General features: G+C 74.4%; 11 protein-coding genes. 5 read left to right on the top strand and 6 right to left on the bottom strand.

Going from position 1 to position 20594, the window contains the following annotated elements; all coding sequences use genetic code 11:
• Positions 1–266: 266 nt before the first annotated feature.
• From ACODT5_RS16655 to ACODT5_RS16635, 5 genes are read left to right on the top strand one after another with little or no spacing between them, the layout of a single operon-like run.
• Positions 267–1121: a DUF4132 domain-containing protein gene (locus ACODT5_RS16655; RefSeq protein ID WP_422520074.1), complete on the top strand. Its 855-nt coding sequence runs from the start codon at positions 267–269 to the stop codon at positions 1119–1121.
• A complete protein-coding gene (locus tag ACODT5_RS16650; protein ID WP_422520073.1) occupies positions 1118–6100 on the top strand; it encodes a hypothetical protein in 4983 nt (1660 codons plus the stop codon). Before ACODT5_RS16655 ends, ACODT5_RS16650 begins: the two co-directional genes overlap by 4 nt.
• A complete protein-coding gene (locus tag ACODT5_RS16645; protein ID WP_422520072.1) occupies positions 6097–7284 on the top strand; it encodes an ATP-binding protein in 1188 nt (395 codons plus the stop codon). The genes ACODT5_RS16650 and ACODT5_RS16645 overlap by 4 nt, the downstream gene beginning before the upstream one ends.
• 4 nt (positions 7285–7288) lie before the next feature.
• On the top strand, positions 7289–11071 hold the full coding sequence (locus tag ACODT5_RS16640) for a vWA domain-containing protein (RefSeq protein ID WP_422520071.1): 3783 nt from the start codon (positions 7289–7291) through the stop codon (positions 11069–11071).
• The gene (locus tag ACODT5_RS16635; protein WP_422520070.1) at positions 11068–12879 is read left to right on the top strand and encodes a hypothetical protein; all 1812 of its coding nucleotides are present in this window, start codon (positions 11068–11070) and stop codon (positions 12877–12879) included. Before ACODT5_RS16640 ends, ACODT5_RS16635 begins: the two co-directional genes overlap by 4 nt.
• Here the strand turns inward: ACODT5_RS16635 and ACODT5_RS16630 are convergent.
• From ACODT5_RS16630 to ACODT5_RS16605, 6 genes are all read right to left on the bottom strand, one after another.
• Positions 12873–13409 carry an NUDIX hydrolase family protein gene (locus ACODT5_RS16630; RefSeq protein ID WP_422520069.1) on the bottom strand — a complete coding sequence of 179 codons (537 nt, stop codon included), beginning with the start codon at positions 13407–13409 and terminating at the stop codon, positions 12873–12875. The two genes, ACODT5_RS16635 and ACODT5_RS16630, sit on opposite strands and share 7 nt — an antisense overlap.
• 133 nt (positions 13410–13542) lie before the next feature.
• Positions 13543–15150, bottom strand: coding sequence for a phospholipase D-like domain-containing protein (locus ACODT5_RS16625; protein WP_422520068.1), 1608 nt, complete (start codon positions 15148–15150; stop codon positions 13543–13545).
• Between the two features lie 197 nt (positions 15151–15347).
• On the bottom strand, positions 15348–15965 hold the full coding sequence (locus ACODT5_RS16620; protein WP_422520067.1) for a nucleoside/nucleotide kinase family protein: 618 nt from the start codon (positions 15963–15965) through the stop codon (positions 15348–15350).
• A gap of 24 nt (positions 15966–15989) precedes the next feature.
• Positions 15990–16667: a terpene synthase family protein gene (locus tag ACODT5_RS16615; protein WP_422520066.1), complete on the bottom strand. Its 678-nt coding sequence runs from the start codon at positions 16665–16667 to the stop codon at positions 15990–15992.
• The gene (locus ACODT5_RS16610) at positions 16651–17022 is read right to left on the bottom strand and encodes a hypothetical protein (RefSeq protein WP_422520065.1); all 372 of its coding nucleotides are present in this window, start codon (positions 17020–17022) and stop codon (positions 16651–16653) included. The genes ACODT5_RS16615 and ACODT5_RS16610 overlap by 17 nt, the downstream gene beginning before the upstream one ends.
• Before the next feature lie 137 nt (positions 17023–17159).
• Positions 17160–20528 carry a S8 family peptidase gene (locus ACODT5_RS16605; RefSeq protein ID WP_422520064.1) on the bottom strand — a complete coding sequence of 1123 codons (3369 nt, stop codon included), beginning with the start codon at positions 20526–20528 and terminating at the stop codon, positions 17160–17162.
• Between the last annotated feature and the right edge of the window lie 66 nt (positions 20529–20594).

Genomic DNA, 20594 nt, shown 5'->3' with positions numbered 1-20594 from the left:
ACCCCCGCCGCAGGCCTGCGATTTTCGGACTCCGCACAGCACCTACCGCGGCCGGTCCACGTCGAGTTCGGCGGCGGATGCGAGTCGGTCCGGGGCGTCGCTCGGGGCCCCCGCGGGCGTGAACCGCCCTTCCCGGGGCACTGCCGGAAGCATTGTCCGAGGCTGCCCCTAGAGTCACACCAACGTGATCGCGGCGGCGCTGCGACCGGGGGTGTGCCATGCCGTGCCATGCCCCGGACCAGGCCGTCTGACCGAGGAGACAGCACATGGGGTGGGTTCCGGCCGGCGACTACGAAGTCGCCCTCGACGACGGGAAAGTGGTCTGCCGCAATGCGGCGGGTCGCCGGCTGAAGACGGTCCCGGGGAAACTCGCGGACGACCCGGTCGTGGTCGGACTGCGCCAGCTGGTGGAGTGGCTGGATCGGCACGAACGCCAGTGCGTCGCCGACGTGGAGCGCTGGATGGTGCGCTCGCTGTCCGTCCCCGCCGCGGTCATCGCCCAGGTGTGGCAGGACACGGCCTGGCGCTCCGCCCTGTACGACCTCGTCGTCACGGGCGAGGACGGCGAAGTCGCCGGATTCCTGCGTGACGCCGACCCCGTCCGGGGCCTCGGCCTGGTCGACCTCGACGGCGACACGGTGCGCATCAGCCCCGAGCTGGTCCGCATCCCGCACCCGGTGCTGTTGGCGGACCTGGAAGAACTCCGCGAGTTCGCGGTCGAACTCACCGTGGACCAGCGGGTGCAGCAGCTCTTCCGCGAGGTCTGGCACCGCCCGGCGGAACTGGACCCGGAGACCGCCTCGGTCGACGAGTACGCGGGCGGCGCCTTCAAGGAACTGCGGTTCCTGCACGGGCGCACCACCCAGCTCGGCTACCGGGCCCGCGGCGGCCAGGCGGTGTGCCCGGTCGTCGAGGACGGTGCGACGGTCGAGGCGCGCATCTGGATCGGCGACTACGACAGCTACGAGCGGACCGAGACCGGCTCGCTGACCTGGACCGACGCCGCAGGCCGGGCACTGACCGCCGGACAGGTCGGCCCGGTCGCCTGGTCGGAAGGCATGCGCATGGCGGCGGCCCTGTACGCGGGACGCGACATCGACGACGAGGAGCAGGCGGCATGAACACCGACGACATCACCCGGGCCGCGGCCCTGCTGGACGCCGGGGCGATCCTGCGCGCCGGCACCGTCGCCCGTGACGACGCCGACACCCTCACAGCCCGCACCTACACCCACCCGGCCCTGGACGACCGGCGCGTGGTGCGCCTGGTGGCGGGCACCCTGGGCGAGGCCGAGGACCTGGCACTGGACTTCCTGGGACTCGCCCGCGAGCCCGACGCCCCCGAGGTGGGGCAGGTGCGCCGCGAGACCCTGGGCTTCCCCGCCTGGGCCCTGGTCAACGATCCGGCCAACGGCCACCACGCGCTGGCCCTGGTCAAGGACATGGAACGGCTGGCCCGCCAGGCCAAGTCCCGGGCCGGCGCCGCCAAGGACGGCTTCGAGGCACTCGCCACCCGGCTCGGCCGCGCCGTACCGCACTTCCTGCCGACGTTCTACGAGCAGGCCGCGCGCGTCTTCCTCCAGCACGACAACAGCACCTACGCCGCGACGCTCTTCGGCAAGGCGCGCGCCGCCGAGCGCGTCCACGGCCTGCCGGTCGACGAGGAGCGGCAGCGGGCCGTCTTCCTGGAGTTCGCCTTCGCCGGGGCCCTGACCGTCAAGGCGCTCAAGGACCACGCGCAGGACCTGTCGCGTCGCCTCGACCCGGCCGAGGCCTGGGCGCAGTTCCGGCAGCTCGCCGTCGAACGCTGCGGTGCGGGCATGGCCCCGTACGCCGCCCTGCCGCAGGACGCCCGCGCACTCGTCAAGGCCGCGGGCCTGGACCGGGAGACCGCCGAGAGTGCCTTCGTCGGCGACCTGATCGCCTCACCGAGCATCGTCCGGGCCCCCGCGTCGTTCTGGACCGCCTACCGTCCGACCCTGGTGGCGCTCGCCGCCGCACGACCGGAGATCCGCACCCGCCTGCTGGAGATCATGCCAACCGGCCTCGGCGACGACCGGAAGGCCGACGAGGCCTGGCTGTCGCTCCTCGCGGAGACGGGCGCGGACGCCCTGCTGACCGACGCGGAGCCCACGGACGGCGTGGACCCCGCGGACTGGCTCAGCCGCTGGGCCCTGCACCGCAAGCACGGCTCGTCCAGTTCGCAGCGCTGCGCGCGCACCCTCGCCCTCGTCGAGCGCATGGCCCCCCGGCTGCGCTCCGACGGCCGCCCCGCCGACCTCTTCCAGGGACGCTGGCACGCGGGCGCCGACCTGGACCTGCTCGACGCCTGCGTCGCCTGGGGCATCCCCGTCACCGAACCGGCGGCGGGCGCCAACGTCCACCTCCCGCTGGAGCGCTGGATCGGCGACGACACCCCGGGCCGCCGCGACCTGACGGCCGTCGCCGGCCGTCCCCGCTTGCGCGGACTGCTGTACGACGCGCTGAACGGCATGAACGGCCATCGCTCGAAGGACTCCGTGCTCGCGGCGATCGCCGCCCACCCGGTGCTCGGCGCCGTGCTGCACGACTGGCTGCGCGACCGCGCCGCGGAACTCACCGGAGCGGCGGGACTGCCCGGTTCGCGAGCGGCGCTGCGGCGTCTGTCGTCCTTCCGCGCGGTCGCCGGCCAGGTCAACCCGGAGGCCATCGCCCGGATCGCCGCCCACGACCTGGCGCCGGTCCTCGGCGCCACCCTGCGCGCCGGCGTTCTGGACGAACTGGGCTGGCCCGCCCTGGAGGAGACCTACCGGCGGCTCGACACCGACCGGACCGACCGGAACCACTGGATGGTGGTCACCGAGGCCTGGCCCGCGCTGGTCCTCGCCAACCGCCACACGGCCGTCGTGGTCGGCCCCGAGGGGGTGCTGCTCGAACACGAGCTGCGCCTGCCCGCAGACCTGGACCGCTGGCGGCGCCCCCGCTTCCGGTACACCGACGGCGAACTGCTGGTCATCTGGGCGGAGGACGGCAAGCAGCGCGCGTACTGGTCGAACCGCCCCGCCGAACCCTTCACCCTCGGCGGCGAGCAGCTGCCGCAGTGGTGGAACGGGCAGGACGTCGGCTCCCCGTCGCTGCCGCTGCCCGGCGGCGGCCGCGCCACCGGCGGCCGCACCCTGCACGCGGGCGACACCACCCTGCCGTCCACCCGCCCCGTGCTGGGCGACGGCACCGGACACTGGCGCCAGGGCAAGCAGGGCCGCGACCACTGCTGGGTCGAGTACGACCCGGCGGGCGGCACCCACGGGCGTGCCTCGCTGCCCGCCTTCCTGCAGTCGGGAATCCGCGACGGCGCCCGCCTCGTGACCGAGGAATGCGAGGTGCTGCCGCTGCTCCCGGGCCTGGAGACCACGCCGTTCGGCACCGACGGCACCGTCCTGGGCCGCTGGGTGCGCGCCGAGGGACAGGACCCCGACCGCCGGGTCACGTCCGGGACCCCCGACGGGCGGACCGTCACCCTGGCCGTCGCGCCGGGCCGCCGCGACCATCCCGTACCGCTGGGCGCCCTGCGGCTGCCGGGAGGCGCCGCGCCCCTCGCCGCCGTCGTCGGCGGCGCCGTCGAGCTCTATCCGGCGGGCGCCGTCACCACCGACGCGCTGGGATCGGCCCCGCTGGGAGAGCAGGGCGGCGAGTACGCCGCCGGCACCCGGTACGTCCCGCCGCCCGCGTTCTGGCACGCCCTGCGCCCGCGCGACGAGCGGGGCTCGGCCGCCCTGCGCGCGGTCACCGACGCGCAGATCGCGTCCCTCCTGGACGCCGTCTCCACGGCACTGGCCGGGCGGAAGGCCGCGGTCGCCGCCGACAAGTCGTACGACGGCCCCTCCGCGGACGAGCTCATCGAGGCAGCCGTTGCCGCGGCGCTCCCGGCGCTGACCGAAGCCCGGCTGCTCACCGGCGTGAGCGTGCTCGTGCGGACGGCCGCCCGCCATCGCGCCGACATCGCCGCCTTCACAGCACCCCCGCGGGACGAGCCGCACGGCGGGAAGCGGCACGGCGACGGGATGTACGCCGACCACCGGCCCGTCCACGGGGACGACACGACCCTGACCGCCGCCGTGGACGGGATCGCAGCGCCGGGCCGATTCGGCTACTGGGGGCGCGAAGCGAAGTGGAGCTGTCTCCAGCAGATCCTCTCCGTCAACCAGGTCCTGTCCGGCAAGCCCGCCGACGGCAAGCCGCTGCCCGACCCCACCCCGTTGCCGGCCCTCGGCGACGGCTGGACGAGCGAGACCCGCACCGTCCCCGGCATGGAACTGGCCTGGCTGCCGATCCTCGACGCCCTGGGCCCCCTCGCCTACCGCGCCGCCGCCCCCATCACCACCGACGAACACCGGGAGGCGCTGCTGCTCCTCCTGGAAGCGGTCGCCACCGGCCCGCTCGCCAACCCCGCGGGCGCCCTGCGACAGGTCATGCTGTGCGAGGAGGACAGCGAGGACCAGGTCGGCAAGAAGCAGCGGCTCGGCCAGGTGCTGCGCCGCGGCGACCGCACGGTGGTGATCCTCGGCCGGGGGCACACCCAGCGCAACGACCGCGCCCACTGGCTCGCCCTCGACCACGACCCGGAAGGGGCGTTCGGCCAGATCGCGGGCTTCACCCACCACGAGGACCAGCTGTACACCCCCGCCCTCCCGCACGAGCGCCTGCTCCCGCTGATCCGTCTCGTCCGCGAGCGCGGCGCCGCGCCGTGGCGGCCCGAGGCGCCCGTCGCACTCGACGCCGCCACCGGCATCGGGCCTGCGCAGGCGGCCCTCCTCGTCGCGGCGGGGACCGATGAACCCGACGCGGCAGGGCTGGCCCTGGTGGGCCTCAAGGCCCGGCAGGCCGAACGGGCCGACGCCAGGCTGAGCGCGCTCGGGCGCACCAACCGGCTGGCACTGCTGGACGCGCTGCTGCCCGCCGACCCCGCCGACCTGTGGGAGACCGGCCCCGACACCACCGCGGCCGCCAAGACCTGGGCGGAGCGCCTGGGATCGCTGGTCCGGCTGCCGGAGGAGCTGGGAGACGTCCTGGCCGGTGTCTCCGTGGCGTCGGCGGAAGCCGTCCTCAACCCCGGCCACACCGCCTGGCTCGCCCGCACCACCCCGATGCGGCTCGACAAGGACGGCAACCTCGTGGCGGAGGACCCGGCCGCAGTCCCGGGCCGCAGCCACCTCACCAGCGCGGTGGCCGCGCTCAGCGGGCTCGCCTACGGACTGCCGTACGGCCATCCGCTGCGCGCCCACCTGCCGGCCGGACTCGCCGCGCTGCGCAGGCGCCTGGCCGATCCCGGCCTCATCCTCGATCTGGACGTCGAGTGGACGGAGAAGGGCACCGCGACCGCGGTCCCGCTGCGCACCGCGTACGGCCTGCCCGCGACGGGAGGGGCGGGAGCCGACGGCCTCACCCGGCTCGGGGACGCCCTCGTGCTGCGCCCCTGGTACGGCGACACCGAGATGACGCTGGTGCGTACGGCCGGGATCACCGGCGCGGACGACCCCGTCCTCGGACTGCTCGAAGGGCTGGTCGGCCCGGGCCGCGGCCACTCCCTGGCCGCCGTGCGGACCCTGCTCGGCGACGACTTCGAACAGGCCGTCCTGGCCGGGTCGGCTCCCGGCGGCTTCACCGGCTACGCCCAGGACCCCGCCCGCTCGGTCCCGGAGCTGGTCGCCGAGGTGGCCGCGACCCACGGGCTGGGCGACGACGCGGCCGCGCTCTACCTGCAACTGCTCGCACTGCCCGACCCGACCGACCGCGACCGCGCCCGGTGGACCGGCTGGACGCCGGGCCGGTCGAAGAAGGCCAGGACCGAACTGGCCGCCACCGGACTCGTCCTGGAGGCCAAGCGGTCCCGCGCGGGCCGGACCCTGTTCCTGCCCTGCGGCTGGCACGACTTCAAGGCCCCCGCCCTGCCGGTGGAGACCTGGAAGGAACTCCTGTACCCGCTCCGCGACCATACCCGGGCCGTGCCGCACCTGCCGGTGCCCGCCCTGTTCGCCCGCGCATGGGGCCGCGTCAAGGACGGCGACGCCCCCGCCTTCGAAGAACTCACCACCCGTGCCACCCGGAAGGGCCGCAAGCGATGACCACCGACACCCCCGGTACCACCGTTTCCACCCCCGCGTCCGCCCGGCAGGTCAGCCCGCCCGAGGACCGCCACGCCACCGAACTGGCCTTCCTCGCCGCCTACGACGACGGCCCCCGCCCGCCCGCCTGGCTGCTGAGCCCGCGCGCCGTCGTCACCTTCGTGATGGGCAGCGCAGGCGAGGCCCTGCGGCTGCCCGAGGGCGCCGCGGCGCCCGACGGCGTCCCGCGCAAGCTGGTGATCGAGCAGAAGTTCGTCGGCGACCGCGCCCTGGTGGAACGCTGCGTCGTCACCCTGGCCGGAGAACGGGGGCTGCTGCTGGTCGGCGAGCCCGGCACCGCCAAGTCGATGCTCTCCGAGCTGCTGTCGGCCGCCGTGTGCGGCACCAGCGGCCTGGTGGTGCAGGGCACCGCCGGTACCACCGAGGACCAGCTCAAGTACGGCTGGAACTACGCGCTGCTGCTGGCCCAGGGCCCCACCCGGCAGGCCTTGGTGCCCTCCCCGGTCCTCACCGCCATGACCCGCGGCGCGGTGGCCCGCGTCGAGGAGATCACCCGCTGCCTGCCCGAGGTCCAGGACGCCCTGGTCTCGCTCCTGTCCGAACGGCGCATCGCCGTCCCGGAACTGGCCGGCAGCGCCGACGCCCTCGCCCATGCCGCCCCCGGCTTCACCCTCATCGCGACCGCCAACCTCCGCGACAGGGGCGTCTCCGAGATGTCCGCGGCCCTCAAGCGCCGCTTCAACTTCGAGACCGTCGGCCCCATCGGCGACCTGGACGCCGAGACCGCCCTGGTACGCCGCCAGGCCCACGCGGCCGTCACCCGGGCCGGTGCCCCCTTCCAGGTGGACGACGCGATCCTCGAAGCCCTCGTGACCGCCTTCCGCGACCTGCGGGACGGGCGGTCGGCCGAAGGCTGGGACGTCGAGCGCCCCTCCACGGTGATGAGCACCGCCGAGGCGGTGTCCGTGGCGGGTTCGCTGGCCCTGGCCGCCGCGTACTTCCCCGGTGACCGGGACGTGCTGTCCCTGCTCCCCGGGCACCTGCTGGGCGTGGTCCGCAAGGACGACCCGGCCGACGCCGCCCGGCTGCTGGGCTACTGGGACGGCGCGGTGCGCCGCCGCGCCGAGCAGGGATCGGCGACCTGGCGCACCCTGTGGGACCTGCGCCCGGCCCTGGAGAGCTGACGCCATGACCGTTCCGTCCCCGGCCGCCGCCACCACAGCGCAAGCCTTCACCGCCCCGTCCGATGCCACCGTCCGGGCCGACTCCACCGGCCCGGCCGCAGCCGCCTCCACCGCCCCCGGCATGACTCCGGAAGAGGCGGTGGCGGCCCTGACCGACCCCACCACCCCGTACCTCATCGGCGTGCGCCACCACGCGCCGTCGCTGGCCGCCGTCATGCCGGAACTGCTGGACGCAGCGAGGCCCGAGGTGCTGCTCGTCGAGCTCCCCGCGGATCTGCAGGAGTGGCTGCCCTGGCTCGCCCACGCCGACACCCGGGCCCCCGTGGCCCTGGCCGCCGTCCCCGCCAACCACGGTGGGGGCGGCGCCGGGGAGGGGCGCGGGCCCGCCTTCTATCCGTTCGCCGACTTCTCTCCCGAACTCGTCGCCCTGCGCTGGGCCGCCCGCCACGACATCCCCGTGATCGCCTGCGACCTTCCGCTGTCCGCCCCGGCCCGGCACGAGCCCCGGCGCCCGGCCGGGGCGGGCCACGAAGGTCCCGGGCTGCGCGAGGCGCTCACCGCCCGCCTGACCGGCCGTCCCGGCGAGGACCTGTGGGACCGCCTGGTGGAAACCGCCGCCCCCGGCTCCACGCCCGAGGCGCTGCGCCGTGCGGCCCTGCTCACGGGCTGGGCCCTGCGTCACGACGCCGAACGGGCCGGGGCGGTGGCCGAGTCGGACCTGGCCCGCGAGCGCTGGATGCGCGCCCGGATCGACGAGGCCACGGCCGCCGGCCGCCGGGCCGCCGTGGTCGTGGGCGCCTTCCACACCCCGGCGCTGCTGGGCCCAGGACTCGGCCCGGTGCCGCCCGAGGACGCGCTCCCCAGCGGTCCGGCCTGGACCGCTTCCCTCATCCCGTACACCTATCCGCTGCTGGACGAGCGGTCCGGCTACCCGGCCGGCATCCGCGACCCCGAATGGCAGCACCTCGTCCTGGAAGCGGCGGGCCGTCCGGACGCCGTACACGAGGCACTGCTCACCACGGCCGTGCGGATCTGCGGCGAACTGCGTGCACAGGACCACCCCTCGGGGCCCGCGGACGCCCGCGAGATCGTCCGGCTGGCGGGCGACCTCGCCCGGCTGCGCGGTTTGCCCGCGCCCGGCCGCGGTGAACTCATCGAGGCCGTGCAGACCGTACTGACCCAGGGCGAGCCGCTCGGCCGCGGGCGCGCAGTCGCCCGATCGCTGGAACGGGTCCTGGTCGGCACCCGCTCCGGCCGGCCCGCGCCCGCCGCCCCGCGCAGCGGTCTGGCACCCGCCGTGGAGGACGCGGTCGCGGCCCTGGGCCTGCCCGGTCCCGCCGACACCGGCCCCGCCGCCCGCGACCTGCGGCTCGACCCCTTGCGCTCGGACCTCGACCGCCGCCGCGAACTCCTGCTGCGCCGGCTGACGGTCTGCGGCATCCCCTACGCCACGTCGACGCCCGTCACGGGCGCCGGCGCGGGCGAGGCCGTGACCACCCGGTGGGAGGTGCGCTGGACCCCGGCCACCGCCGCCATGCTCACCGCCGCCGGAATCCGCGGCGTCACCCCGGCCCAGGCCGCCGAAGGCCTGCTGCGCGAACGGCGCCGCGCCGAACAGGACGACGGCGGGCCCACCGCTGCCCAGAGCATCGACGGCCTCGCGGAGGCCGCTGCCTGCGGACTGCCCGCGCTGGCCGACGAACGGCTCACGGAACTGGGCGAGAGCGTCCCGGCCACCGGCACACTGCCCCAACTGCTGGCCGCCCTCGGCCTGCTGGACCGCATCCGGGCCGGCCACATCGCCGGACTCGGCCCGGACCCGGACCGCGCCGCGCGGTCGGCGGCGGCAGGCGAACTCCTCACCTCGGCCGCCGTCCGCCAGGTCGACGGCCTCACCGGCTCCGACGACCCCGAGGACGCCCGGGCACTGCTCGAACTCGCCCACCGCGCGGACGTCTTCGGCGGGATCCGGCTCACCGACGCCCTCAGCCGGCTGGCCGCCGACGGCTCGCCGCTGATGTCCGCCGCGGCCGGAGCCGTCCGCGTCCTGCTCGGCCACGAGGACGCCCACGCCTTCGGCACCCGTACCGCGTCCTGGGTGGACGCGGCCACCGACGCCGCCACCCGGACCGCGCTGACCGCCCGCCTTACCGGCCTGCTCACCGCGGCCGCCCCGCTCCTGGAGACCATGGCCCCCGTCCTCGACCCGGTGCTGGACCGAGTCACCGACCTCGCGGACACCGCCTTCCTGGACCGCCTGCCCGCACTGCGCGGCGGCTTTGACACGCTCAGCCCCGCCTCCCGCGACCGGCTGCTCGCGGCGGTGGAAGACCGGCTCGGCGACGCGGTCGGCCTGGTCACCGACACGGACGGCATCGACCCGGCCGCGCTGGCGCTGTGGACCCGCGCCGACCTGGCCGCCCGGGAGACCCTGGCCAGGCTGGGCCTCCTGCCCCCTGCACCCCCGACGGGTCCCGACGCCTGCGGACCGTCCGTGGCGCCGCCGCACGACGGCGATCACCGCCCCGGCGAACCATCACCAGCCCCCCTCACGGAGCCCACGCCCCCTGACCCGACCGGTATGCCACCGCACGCCCCTGGCCACCCACCAGCCCCGGACGCCGCGCCGCCCGGTGGCACCGCCGATCGCGCGCCCGGGAAGGCCGCACCCGCGCGGGACCGCGTACTGGCCCCCGCCGACCGCTGGCGACTGATCCTCGGCCGCCGTTCCAACCAACTGCCGCCATCGGCAGCACCGTTGGCCACCGCGCTGGACGAGCTGTACGGCAACGGCCGCGGCGAGGGCTCCCGCGGCGATCTCGGCGCGGGCAACCGCGGCGGCCGGCAGGCGCCCTACCCCGGCGTCCGCGAATGGTCCGAGGAACTGTCCGCCCTGTTCGGCCCCGGCATCCGCGAGGAGGTCCTCGCCGCGGCCGCCGCGGCCGGCCGCCGCGACGTCCTGGGCGAACTCGACCCCGCCGGCGTCCGCCCCTCCGTCGACCTGCTGCGCACGGTCCTCCAGCACGCGGGCGGCCTCCCCGAGGCCCGGCTCGGCGCACTGCGCCCTCTGGTCCGCCGGCTCGTCGACGAACTCACCCGGCAGCTGGCCACCCGGCTGCGCCCCGCCCTGACCGGCATGACGCTGCCCCGCCCGAGCCGCCGCCCCGGCGGACAGCTCGACCTGGCCCGCACCCTGCGCGCCAACCTCGCCACCGCGCGCCGGGCCCCCGACGGCAGCGTCCAGGTCATCCCCGAGCACCCGGTGTTCCGCTCCCGCGCCCGGCGCGCCGCCGACTGGCGGCTGGTCCTGGTCACCGACGTCTCCGGCTCCATGGAGGCCTCCACCATCTGGTCGGCCCTCACCGCCGCCGTCCTGGCCGGGGTGCCCACCGTCTCCACCCACTTCCTCGCCTTCTCCACCGAGGTCATCGACCTCACCGACCACGTGCACGACCCGCTGTCCCTGCTGCTGGAAGTACGGGTCGGCGGCGGCACCCACATCGCCGCCGGGCTGCGCCACGCCCGCACCCTGGTGACCGTGCCGTCCCGCACCCTGGTCGTCGTGATCAGCGACTTCGAGGAGGGCCATCCCGTCGGCGGGCTCCTCTCCGAAGTGCGCACCCTCGTCGGAGCCGGGTGCCATGTACTCGGCTGCGCGAGCCTGGACGACGCCGGCCGCCCCCGGTACTCGACCGGCGTCGCCGGGCAGCTCGTAGCCGCCGGGATGCCCGTGGCCGCCCTCAGCCCGCTCGAACTCGCCCGCTGGGTAGGGGAGAAGATCGCATGAGCCAACACAGCCAAGACAGCCAAGACAGCCAACAAGGCCAGCACCTGCCCGCTGTCGCACCCGCCGTGACCGCCGAGATCGTCGGCGCGCTCTCGCCCAGGCTGCGCAAGCGGCTCGACGTCGCCATCACCAAGATCGCCGACCGGCCCGTCACCCGCGACGGCGACACCGTACGGATCGCGGTCGACGACGAAACCGGCCTGGAACTCCACGCCCCCGCCGGCGTGGTGGCCACGGCGGACGCGATCAGCTGCGGCTGCCTCCTCGCCCCGGGCTGCCTGCACCGGGCGGCGATCGCGTCCGCCGCGCCGGTGGCCGACCCCGTGGCCGGCCCGCACTCCGACACGGACGCCGGGCCATCGTCCTCCGGCGAGGACGCCGGATCCCCGGCGCCGCCGGAGGCCGAGGCCACCCCCGAGCAGCGTGCCGCGGCCGGTCACCTGTGGGCCGCGGGCGCCGCCGTGCTCGACACGGGCATCGAAGGTGCCGGAGCGGTCCTGCAGTCCGAACTGCTGCGGGCGGCCCACACCGCCAAGCTCGGCGGTCTGCCCCGCCCGGCCGCGGCCGCCGTCTCCGTCGTCACCGCGCTGCGCTCCGCCCGCTCCGCCGACCCCGCCCACCGCCTCGCCGACCTCACGGCGGCCGTCCGCGAACTGCTCGGCACCGCCCACCGGCTACCAGACGCCACCGGCCCCGAACTGGCCGCCCTGCGCGGCACCGCCCGGCAGACCTACGTACCGGACGGATCCCTGCGCCTGTACGGCCTGTTCACCGAACCCCTGATCACCACAGGCGGTTACGCGGGCGCCATCACCTGGACCGCCGCCGCCGACGGCCGCCTCTACACCGTCTCGGACATCGCCCCGGGCGGCCCCGGCCGTGCCACGGCGGCAGCCGGGCGTACCGTACGCCTGGGCGATACCGCGCTCACCCACCGCCAGTTGTCCCACGCCGGGCTCGCCCTGTCGGGGGCCACCGTCTCGCCCACCGGCCGCCTCGGCGCGGGCGCCGGGAGCAAGGCGGTCCAGGCGGCGGGCGCGGCCTGGACGGACGAACCCCTTGCCGCCCTGTGGGGCCCGCCGGCAGCCGAACAGGCCGCGCGCGCCCTGCACTCCCAGGCGCCCGGCGGTAACCTGCTCTTCCTCGACGTGACGATCCTGGGCCCCGCCCGCGAGACCGGTGGCGACTGCCTCCTCGCCACGTGCGACGAGCTGACGCTCCGCCTCACCGCGGCCCACGAGCATCCCGCGCTGGCGTACCGCGACAACCTCAGGATGCTGGCAGCCCTGCCCGGTACGCGCCTGCGCGTCGTCGGCCGCCTCGTCCCGGACTCCCGGCCCAGCCTCCAGCTCCTGGCGGCCGCCCATCCGACGGATCCCGCCCGGCGCATCGACCTGGGCCTGGACCGGCTGCAACGTGCCGACCTCCCCGCCGCCCCGCCGCCGCCCGCCGCACAGGTTCCCCCCGGCCGGGGGGCGGATCCGGCCCCCCTCCACCTCCTGCGCCGCCGCCTCGAACAGGCCGTCGCCGCCGGACGCCCCTTCCTGGCCGTCCCCGGGTCACTGTCGGCCGACGCCGGGCAGCTGCGCCGCTCGGCCCTCCCCACCGCCGCCGACCTCCTGGCCGAACTGCAACGCACCGCCACCCGGCGCGCCCGCGACCCCTTCGGCCGCCTGCTCCCCGCCGACCCGACCGACTTCGCCCGCGCCTGGCTGGGCGCGGCCCTGTACGCCGAGACGGCCGAGACCTCCCTGTGTGCGGCGGCGTGGCAGTCGGCCCGGTCGGCCGGGGTGTCGGGCTCTCAGTAGGTGTGTCCCGTGTGGGCGAGCGCCTGCTTCAGCAGCACGCCGTGGCCGCCGGGGATCTCGTTGTGGACGGCGAGGTCGGCGGCCTCCTGGGGACTGAACCAGACCAGGTTCAGCGCGTCCTGCCGGGGCCGGCAGTCGCCTGCCACCGGGACGACGTAGGCCAGCGACACCGCGTGCTGGCGGGGGTCGTGATAGGCGGTGAAGCCGGCGGTGGGGAAGTATTCGGCGACGGTGAAGGGCTGGAGGGACGCGGGGACACGGGGCAGGGCCACCGGCCCGAGGTCCTTCTCCAAATGGCGCAACAGCGCGTCACGGACCCGCTCGTGGTGCAGGACGCGTCCGGACACGAGGGTCCGGCTCACCGTTCCGTCCGGACCCATGCGCAGCAGCAGCCCGATGCTGGTGACTTCGCCGCTCTCGTCCACCCGCACAGGAACCGCTGTCACGTACAGGATCGGCATTTGGGCCCTGGCCACTTCGAGCTCGTCCGTGGTGAGCCAGCCGGGCGTGGTTTCGGTCATGTCAGACATTGCTTGATCGTACTTTCCAGGGGGCGGTAGCCGCAGGACCCTCCGGCCGGTTCACCGCGGTTTGCGGTCGGGCCGACCTCCCCGGCCGCGCGCGGCGCCGTCCCGCGGCACGCCGCACCATGGGGCGGGGACGTCAGCCCTGGCAGAGGCCGCGGGCGTGGTCGTACGTCGCGGTGGCCTGGGAGTAGCGCCACTGCGGGTCCAGCAGCTCGCTCTTCAGCTGTGCGGCCGCGGCCGGGCTCTCGATGACGTAGCCGAAGTCCTGCAGCCAGGAGGGGTAGAGGTTCTTGGAACCGATGTAGAAGGCCGCGCCGTCGACCGAGACGAGCTTGTGGTGCTGGGCGTACGGCTTGCCGTCGGCCCAGGTCGGCAGGTCGGAAGCCCGGAACGTGGCCAACTGGAGGTTCTCGCACAGGGCTGTCCGCGCCCGGGCGCCGTCACCTGTCAGGGCCGTCACCCGGCCGCGCAGGGCGTCGCTCACCTCGGAGAGCGACTTGATCTGCGAGTAGCCGCCGCTGCCGATCGTGCCGCGGTTCGCCGGATCGCTCACGACGATGCGGACCTTCACGCCGGAGACGAGCTTCGCGGCGAGGGCGTCGTAGAGGCGAACGTCGTAGCGGGGCAGCGGCGGGCAGGTGGCGTGCACGTCCTGCTGGGAGATCTCGATGTGCGAGTTCGCGCTGGAGACGAGGGCGCGCAGCGCGCTCTCTTCCGGGTTGACCGTGTCGTAGTCCCGGTCGGCGTTGGTGTAGTCGTGCAGACCGATCCCGCACTTGGTGTCTGCGGCCGTCGGCAGGACCGGGCGGAACGAGGAGGAGGGGTCGCTCTGGCGGATGCCCACACCGAGTCCGCCGACGGCGAGCGCGGGCACGTCGCCCCCGCCCTGCGGCGAGGCGGGCCGGGGCAGGGCCGGCATGCAGTCCGCGCCGGGTGAGGCGGCGAACCAGACCGCGCTCCAACTGGTCTTGTTCCGGCAGGTCCAGTCCCAGACGGAGTCGAGGTAGCGGCCGGCCGAGCCCGCCGCGGGCCCGGAGAGCGCGAGGTCGACGTCGTTCACCGGGCGGGTGGTGTCCAGGTAGTCGTCCTTCCAGCTGTTGATGCCGCCGGTGATGACCGAACTGCCGTCCACCACAATGAGCTTGGAGTGGTTCCAGGAGAAGGCGGTCTTCGAGGTGGTCATCGAGGCCACGTTGAGCGTGATGCTCCCCGCGGCGGCCGGGCCGAGTCGCGTGAGCAGCTCGTCCCGGTAGGACGACGGGATCACCGTGGAGTGGTAGACGGGTGCGGCGCCCACCAGGATGCGCACCTTCAGCCGGTTGCCCTTCCGGGTCGCTTCCCTGAGGCCGGCGATGATCGCCTCCTGGTAGCCCCCGTTGGGGAAGGGGGCCAGAGTCGATATGTCCACGGTCTGCCGGGCATCGGCTATGTCCTGGCGCATCTTCTCCAGAAGACGGCGCGATCCGGACCGGTCGGCGCACGTGGCGTCGCCCCAGCAGCCGGGCGTCTGGAGCAGCCAGTCGGCGCCCCCGGGCTCGGACGAGCCGAGCCGGTTGCCGGAAGTGCGCTCCCACACCGAGCCCTCCAGGCCCGGCGAGACCTGACGCAAGGTCTGCTCGACCGCGTCCAGGTGGGGTGTGGGCGCGTCGGCGGCGGACGCGGGGGCGGCGGCGCCGAGGAGGGAGAGGGCGAGTGCGAGGGCGGACGTGGAGACGAGGGAGGTCGTCCGGGCGGTGCGTGCCAATGTGGTTCCTTGACCGAGGGGTGGGGCGACGCAGCGCGGGCCGGGAGCGTGGCCGGGCCGTGGCTGCGAGCATGATCAACTCGCGCAAGTTACCAGTTGGTACGCAACTGGTCCGCGACCTCGGGCGAGTTCCGGCCACCCCCGGAGCCGGGCATCCGGAGCCGGCTGTCAGAGCCCCCGGCAACGCGCCCCGATCGTCAGCCGGCGCCGATTACGAGGTCGGCGCGGTGGCGGCCGCGCGCGACGAGGCGGGCGTTGGGGGCGTCCGAGCGGGCGACCCAGGCGCGGGCCGACTCCGGGTCCTTGCCGTGGTGGACGTGCCGGTCGATGAGGCGCCGCACGCGCAGGCCCTCGTCGGGCGCCACGTACCAGGCCTGGTCCAGGAGCGGCCTTACAGGTGCCCATTCCGGCGCGTCGTGAAGGAGGTAGTTCCCCTCGGTGATCACCAGGGGCACGCCCGGGTCGACCGCGATGCTGCCCGCGATCGGCTGCTCGAGCGAGCGGTCGAAGGCCGGTGCGTAGACGGTGCGTTCGCCGGGTGCCCGCAGCCTGCGGAGCAGGCAGAGGTATCCGGCACTGTCGAACGTGTCCGGGGCGCCCTTTCGCCCGGCCAGCCCGAGCCTTTCCAGCTCGCCCTGTGCGAGGTGGAACCCGTCCATGGGCACCACCACGGCACGCTCCGGTCCGACCGCGTCCGCGATCAGCGCCGCCAGCGTCGACTTCCCCGCACCGGGAGGCCCGGCGATGCCAAGGATCCGCCGGGCGCCCTGATCGGCCAGTCCGGCCGCCCGCGCGATCAACTCCGATGTCTGCACCCGGCCATCCTGCCCGAGTCCTGGTCAACGGCCCCCGGCGGCCCGGATTCGGCGCACGAACTGTTCCCCGCCGGTGAACACGCCCTCAAATCCGTCCCCGTGGAATCGTGGCGAAGTCTGGTGGTAGCGCAGGTTCCCCGCGCTGATGTCCTCCAGGCGGTCGCAGTACTCGTCAGCTCCTGGCGTGAGGGCCCAGCGTGAGCGGAGCGCGACGTACTGGCGTTCCGTTTCCTCTATCGTCTCGACGAGCCGGTTCAGGGCTTCCTGCAGGCCCAGGCCGTGCACGTGTTGCAGCACCGAGACGGCCTGAACGTGCGCCTTCTTCCCGTTCCTGTCGTCCCGTTCCTTCCGGAACGAGTACAGGTCGTTGACGAGGCAGCAGTGATGCGCAGTCAGCCGGTCGAGTCGCCCCCGTTCGGCCGATTCCCATTCCTCCGAGGAAAGGCTCCGCTCCAGCAGCGCGGGAATGGTCGCGGTGAACAGCGGGACATCGAAGTTGACGTGCCGGTACTCCAGGTACTCTCCCCACCCCATGCGGGGTGAGCGGATCACCTGGTCCTCCTGGAACTGCGCTTGCGCCATGTACGCGATGCGCCGCAGGAAGTACCGGGCCAGCGACTCCGGGAGCGTCTCGGCGATCGTCATGGCCGCCGTCAGGTTGTACCGGGTCAGTCCGTCGCCCCAGTCACCGGCGGCGTACACGTCGTCGGCGTGAGACTGCCGGAAGAGCAGCGCGACCGTGCGTTCCCACAGCCGTTCGGTGCTGCCGGGCGCCGCTCGTCTCGTACAGGGCCTCCTGCTTGTTCTCCACGACCGTGTACAGCGCGTTGAAGCGGCACCACCGGGTCAGCAGGTCGGGGTCCACGTCGGGGAAGCACAGCGCCGCCCACGTCGTGTAGTTGTCGGCATGCACCGGCGCCGGCACCCGCGGGTCGTCGCTGAACAACCCGAAGGCCCACGCATTCGCCTCGGCGTCCATCTCGGGGGAGTGGTGTGGGTTCATGCGCCAGCGAAAGCGAGTCCGCACCGGGGGAATGGTGAAGGTCTGGGTTCTCATGGCCTTCCTTCGTGACGCCGATCTCCACCCAGAAGCTTCCCTGCGGGGTGCACTGCACACCCGGGTCGCGGCGGCCGTCATGACGAACGAACCCGGAGGCGCTCGCCTCCGGGTTCGTCACGCCGTGCGGGGACAGGTCAGTCGGTCAGGTACGCGCGCAGGACCGTGACTTCGGACTTGTTGCCCGCGGTGTCCACCACCGTGCCCCGCAGGGAGGCGTGGCCGCCCGACGGCGGGGTCTGCGTGATGACCGCCCCGTCCTGGACCGGCAGGGTCTGCCAGGTGTAGCCGTCGTCGTAGGAGACGGACACCGTCAGGGACTTCAGTCCCTTGCCGGCCGCCGGGCCCTGGACGGTGACGGGGACCCGGAACGGGTGGCCCCCGTTGACGGTTCCGTCCAGACGTGTCGCGGGAGCGAACCGGACGACGGAGGCGGGCAGCTGCGCCGGGGTGCCGGTCGGAGTGGTGCCGGAGCGGAACCACCAGGTCGCGGTCACCTTGGACGAGGTGCGGCTGACGCTCTCGGACTGGGTGGAAGAGGCCACCAGCTTGTAGGAGGCCTCACCGGGCGCGACGGAGAAGCGCTTGGCGTCGCGGAGTTCGGCAGCCTGGTTGCCGACGACGACCCCGTTGCGGTAGAGCACGGTCTTGCCCTTGGCGTGGAAGCCGGTGCCGTCGTGCCCGGCGCCGTCCGCGAGCAGTGGCAACGTGCCCCATATCCGATCGCCCTTGCGGTAGAGGCCGAGTCCCGCCGCGGTGTCCACCCGGGGCCCGGCGGCAGCGGTGTTGAAGCGTTCCCGGTGGGTGCGACCGCCCGCGTAGGCGCGTTCGACGGCGTACGAGGTCTCCGCGACCTCGTTGCCGTCCCCGTCCATGCCGAACTGGGAGGCGGACAGCGCCCACTTCACCCCGTCGACCGAGGAAAGGTGCAGCGTCACCGTGTACGGCAAGAGCCGCGGCTGCCACATGGAGCTCGGGCCGCCGTTGCCCGGAAGCCGGCCGACCGCTCGTACGATGCCCACCTTGTCAGGGGCCGAGGAGCCGTGATCGACGGTCACGGTGGCCAGGTCGGAGGCCTTCAGATGGCGGGTGTAGCCGGTGGCCAGAGTGCGCACCGGGCCGCCGAGCGTGGTGTGGTACTCCTCGGTCTCGGACACCGCGTGCTTGTCCCACCGCTGGGTCAGACCGGTTCCGGCGGCCGGCTCGGGACCCTGGCCGCGGGTGCGCAGGGGGATCGCGGCGTAGAGCCACCATCCGAAGGTGTAGCCGACGTCGCCGACGCGCAGCTCGTAGCTGGGGGTGATGAACCCGACGACGGACGGGTCCGAGGGCACCGTGATGTCCACCGGCTTGGTGGTGCGGGCGTCGACCGTGACCGTGGTGTTGCGGGTGATGTCGAGGCGGGGCTGGGAGATCCAGTCGAGGCCCTTCGCGCTGTCCTCCGGGTCGCCCCAGAGGTGCGAGTCGAGCATGTAGCTGCCCTTGGGGACACGGATGGTCTGGGAGCCGGAGCCCTCGTGGTTGCTGAAGTTCCTGCCGGTGGCCAGCCCGCTCACGCCCTGGAGGCTGCTGAAGTAACTGGCCGGCCGTTTGCCGTCCCGGCCGATGTGGCGGACGGTCAGCGCGTACGACTCGACCTCGCGATCGGCGACGATCGCCGTACGGACGCTCTGCCCGGCCGCGGTCGCCACCGCGTGCCCGGTGTACCGGCCGTTGACGGAGCCGCCGAGCCGGGTGTTCAGGGTGAGGTCCACCGACGCGGACTTGCCGGCGGGGACGGTGACGCTCGGTCGGGCGAAGGCGAGGAAACCGGCCGGGGCGGGCTTCCCGTCGGGGCCGGTGGCGGTGACGGACAGCTTCAGGGTGACCGGAGCGGTGCCCAGGTTGCGGTAGGTGACCTTGCGGGTGACGGGGGCGTCGTCCTCGTGCGGCCACAGCTGGTTGGCGAAGGCCAGCGCGAGGGGTTCGGCGACCACCGACTGGCCGAGCGCCTGGCCGACCGAGATGCGGCCGGTGCCCTGCTGGAAGGCGTTGTAGGGGCCGGGCTTGGCGGAACCGGTGAGGATGCCCTTGATCTGGGCACCGGTCCACTTCGGGTGCTGCTGCTTGAGCAGGGCGGCGGCGCCGGCCGCGTGCGGCGCGGCCATGGAGGTGCCCGAGAGGGTGAGGTAGCCCGCCGGGTTCTGGCCGACCTTGCGTTCGATGGCGCTGCCGACGGCGGCGGCCGCGGTGATGTCCACGCCCGGGGCCGTGACGTCGGGTTTGACGGCGCCGTCGCCGGCGCGGGGGCCGGTGCCGGAGAAGTCGGCGAGGACGTCGGCCTTGTCGACGGCGCCCACGGTGAGGGCGGCGTCGGCGCTGCCGGGGGAGTCGATCGTGCCCGGCCCGGACCTTCCGTCGTTTCCGGCGGCGACGGCGAAGAGGATGCCCTTGTCGGCGGAGAGCTGGTTCACGGCGGCTTCGACCGGGTCGATCTCGGGCGCGTCGGGCGCGCCGAGGCTCAGGTTGACGACCTGGGCGCCCTGCGCGACGGCCCACTCGATGCCGGCCAGGATGCCGGAGTCGCTGCCGTAGCCGTAGTCGTTGAGGACCTTGCCGTTGAGCAGCTTGGCCCCCGGCGCGACTCCCTTGTACCTCCCTCCCGACTTGGCCCCCGTACCGGCGGCGATGGAAGCGACGTGGGTGCCGTGGCCGTAGCGGTCCGCTGTGCTGCCGGATTCGGAGAAGTCCGCCGCGGCGACGACCCGGCCGGCGAGGTCGGGGTGGCCCGTATCGATACCGGTGTCGAGGATGGCGATCTTCACGCCGGTGCCGTCGTAGCCGGCGGCCCAGGCCTTGTCGGCGCCGATCTGACGCGTGCTCCTGTCCAGGCTCGCGGCGCGGATGCCGTCGAGCCAGACGGAGGCGATGCCGGAGGGGGCGGCCAGAGGGGCGGCGCCGCCCTGCCGGCCGGTGAGCCCGTCCCAGAGCGCGGCGGCGCTCACCGGGGTGGCGGTCACGGCCTCGGCGTTGAGCAGGCCGTACGTACGGTCCACGCGCAGGCCGCCCGTGGAACGCAGGGCCGACTTGGCGGCCGGGGCGGAGCCGTCGTAGCGGACGATCAGCTTCAGTTGGTCGCCGCGGGCCTTGCGGTACTCGGGGCGGGAGAGTTCGGTGAGGTCGAAGAGGCGGGGATCGAGCCGGCCGGACTCGATCAGGTGCCGGGCGTCGAGCGGGACGAGGCTGCTGCCGCCTTTGTCCCGGCGGACCGACACGGGTATCTTCTCCCGGCCCTTGGCCGGGGCGAAGCCGACCGGGCGGCCTTCGGAGTCCACGGTGACCTGGTCCCCTGTGATCAGGATCAGTCGGGTGAACCCCTGCCCGGCGGGCTGTTGACCCGCCTGTACGTCCGGGCGGCCGGTCATGGGCGCGGCGGCGACGGGTGTGGTGAGACCCGCCGCGAGCGCGATGGCGGCGACGGCTGCCGAGGCAGCCGCCCCCGATCTCCGAATGCGAGGTGTGCGCACGTCATTTCCCCCTGAAAGACAAGCGATCACCGACGGGAAGAGGACACCGCGGTGTCCTCGCAGTAT

The sequence above is a fragment of the Streptomyces tatrensis genome, assembly GCF_049310065.1.
Lineage (GTDB): Bacteria > Actinomycetota > Actinomycetes > Streptomycetales > Streptomycetaceae > Streptomyces.
This window is presented reverse-complemented; position numbering and strand designations above follow the sequence as displayed.

Coding starts and splice junctions, on each gene's coding strand:
- ACODT5_RS16655 (WP_422520074.1), top strand. CDS start 267: ATGGGGTGGGTTCCGGCCGGCGACTACGAAGTCGCCCTCGACGACGGG.
- ACODT5_RS16650 (WP_422520073.1), top strand. CDS start 1,118: ATGAACACCGACGACATCACCCGGGCCGCGGCCCTGCTGGACGCCGGG.
- ACODT5_RS16645 (WP_422520072.1), top strand. CDS start 6,097: ATGACCACCGACACCCCCGGTACCACCGTTTCCACCCCCGCGTCCGCC.
- ACODT5_RS16640 (WP_422520071.1), top strand. CDS start 7,289: ATGACCGTTCCGTCCCCGGCCGCCGCCACCACAGCGCAAGCCTTCACC.
- ACODT5_RS16635 (WP_422520070.1), top strand. CDS start 11,068: ATGAGCCAACACAGCCAAGACAGCCAAGACAGCCAACAAGGCCAGCAC.
- ACODT5_RS16630 (WP_422520069.1), bottom strand. CDS start 13,409: ATGTCTGACATGACCGAAACCACGCCCGGCTGGCTCACCACGGACGAG.
- ACODT5_RS16610 (WP_422520065.1), bottom strand. CDS start 17,022: ATGAGAACCCAGACCTTCACCATTCCCCCGGTGCGGACTCGCTTTCGC.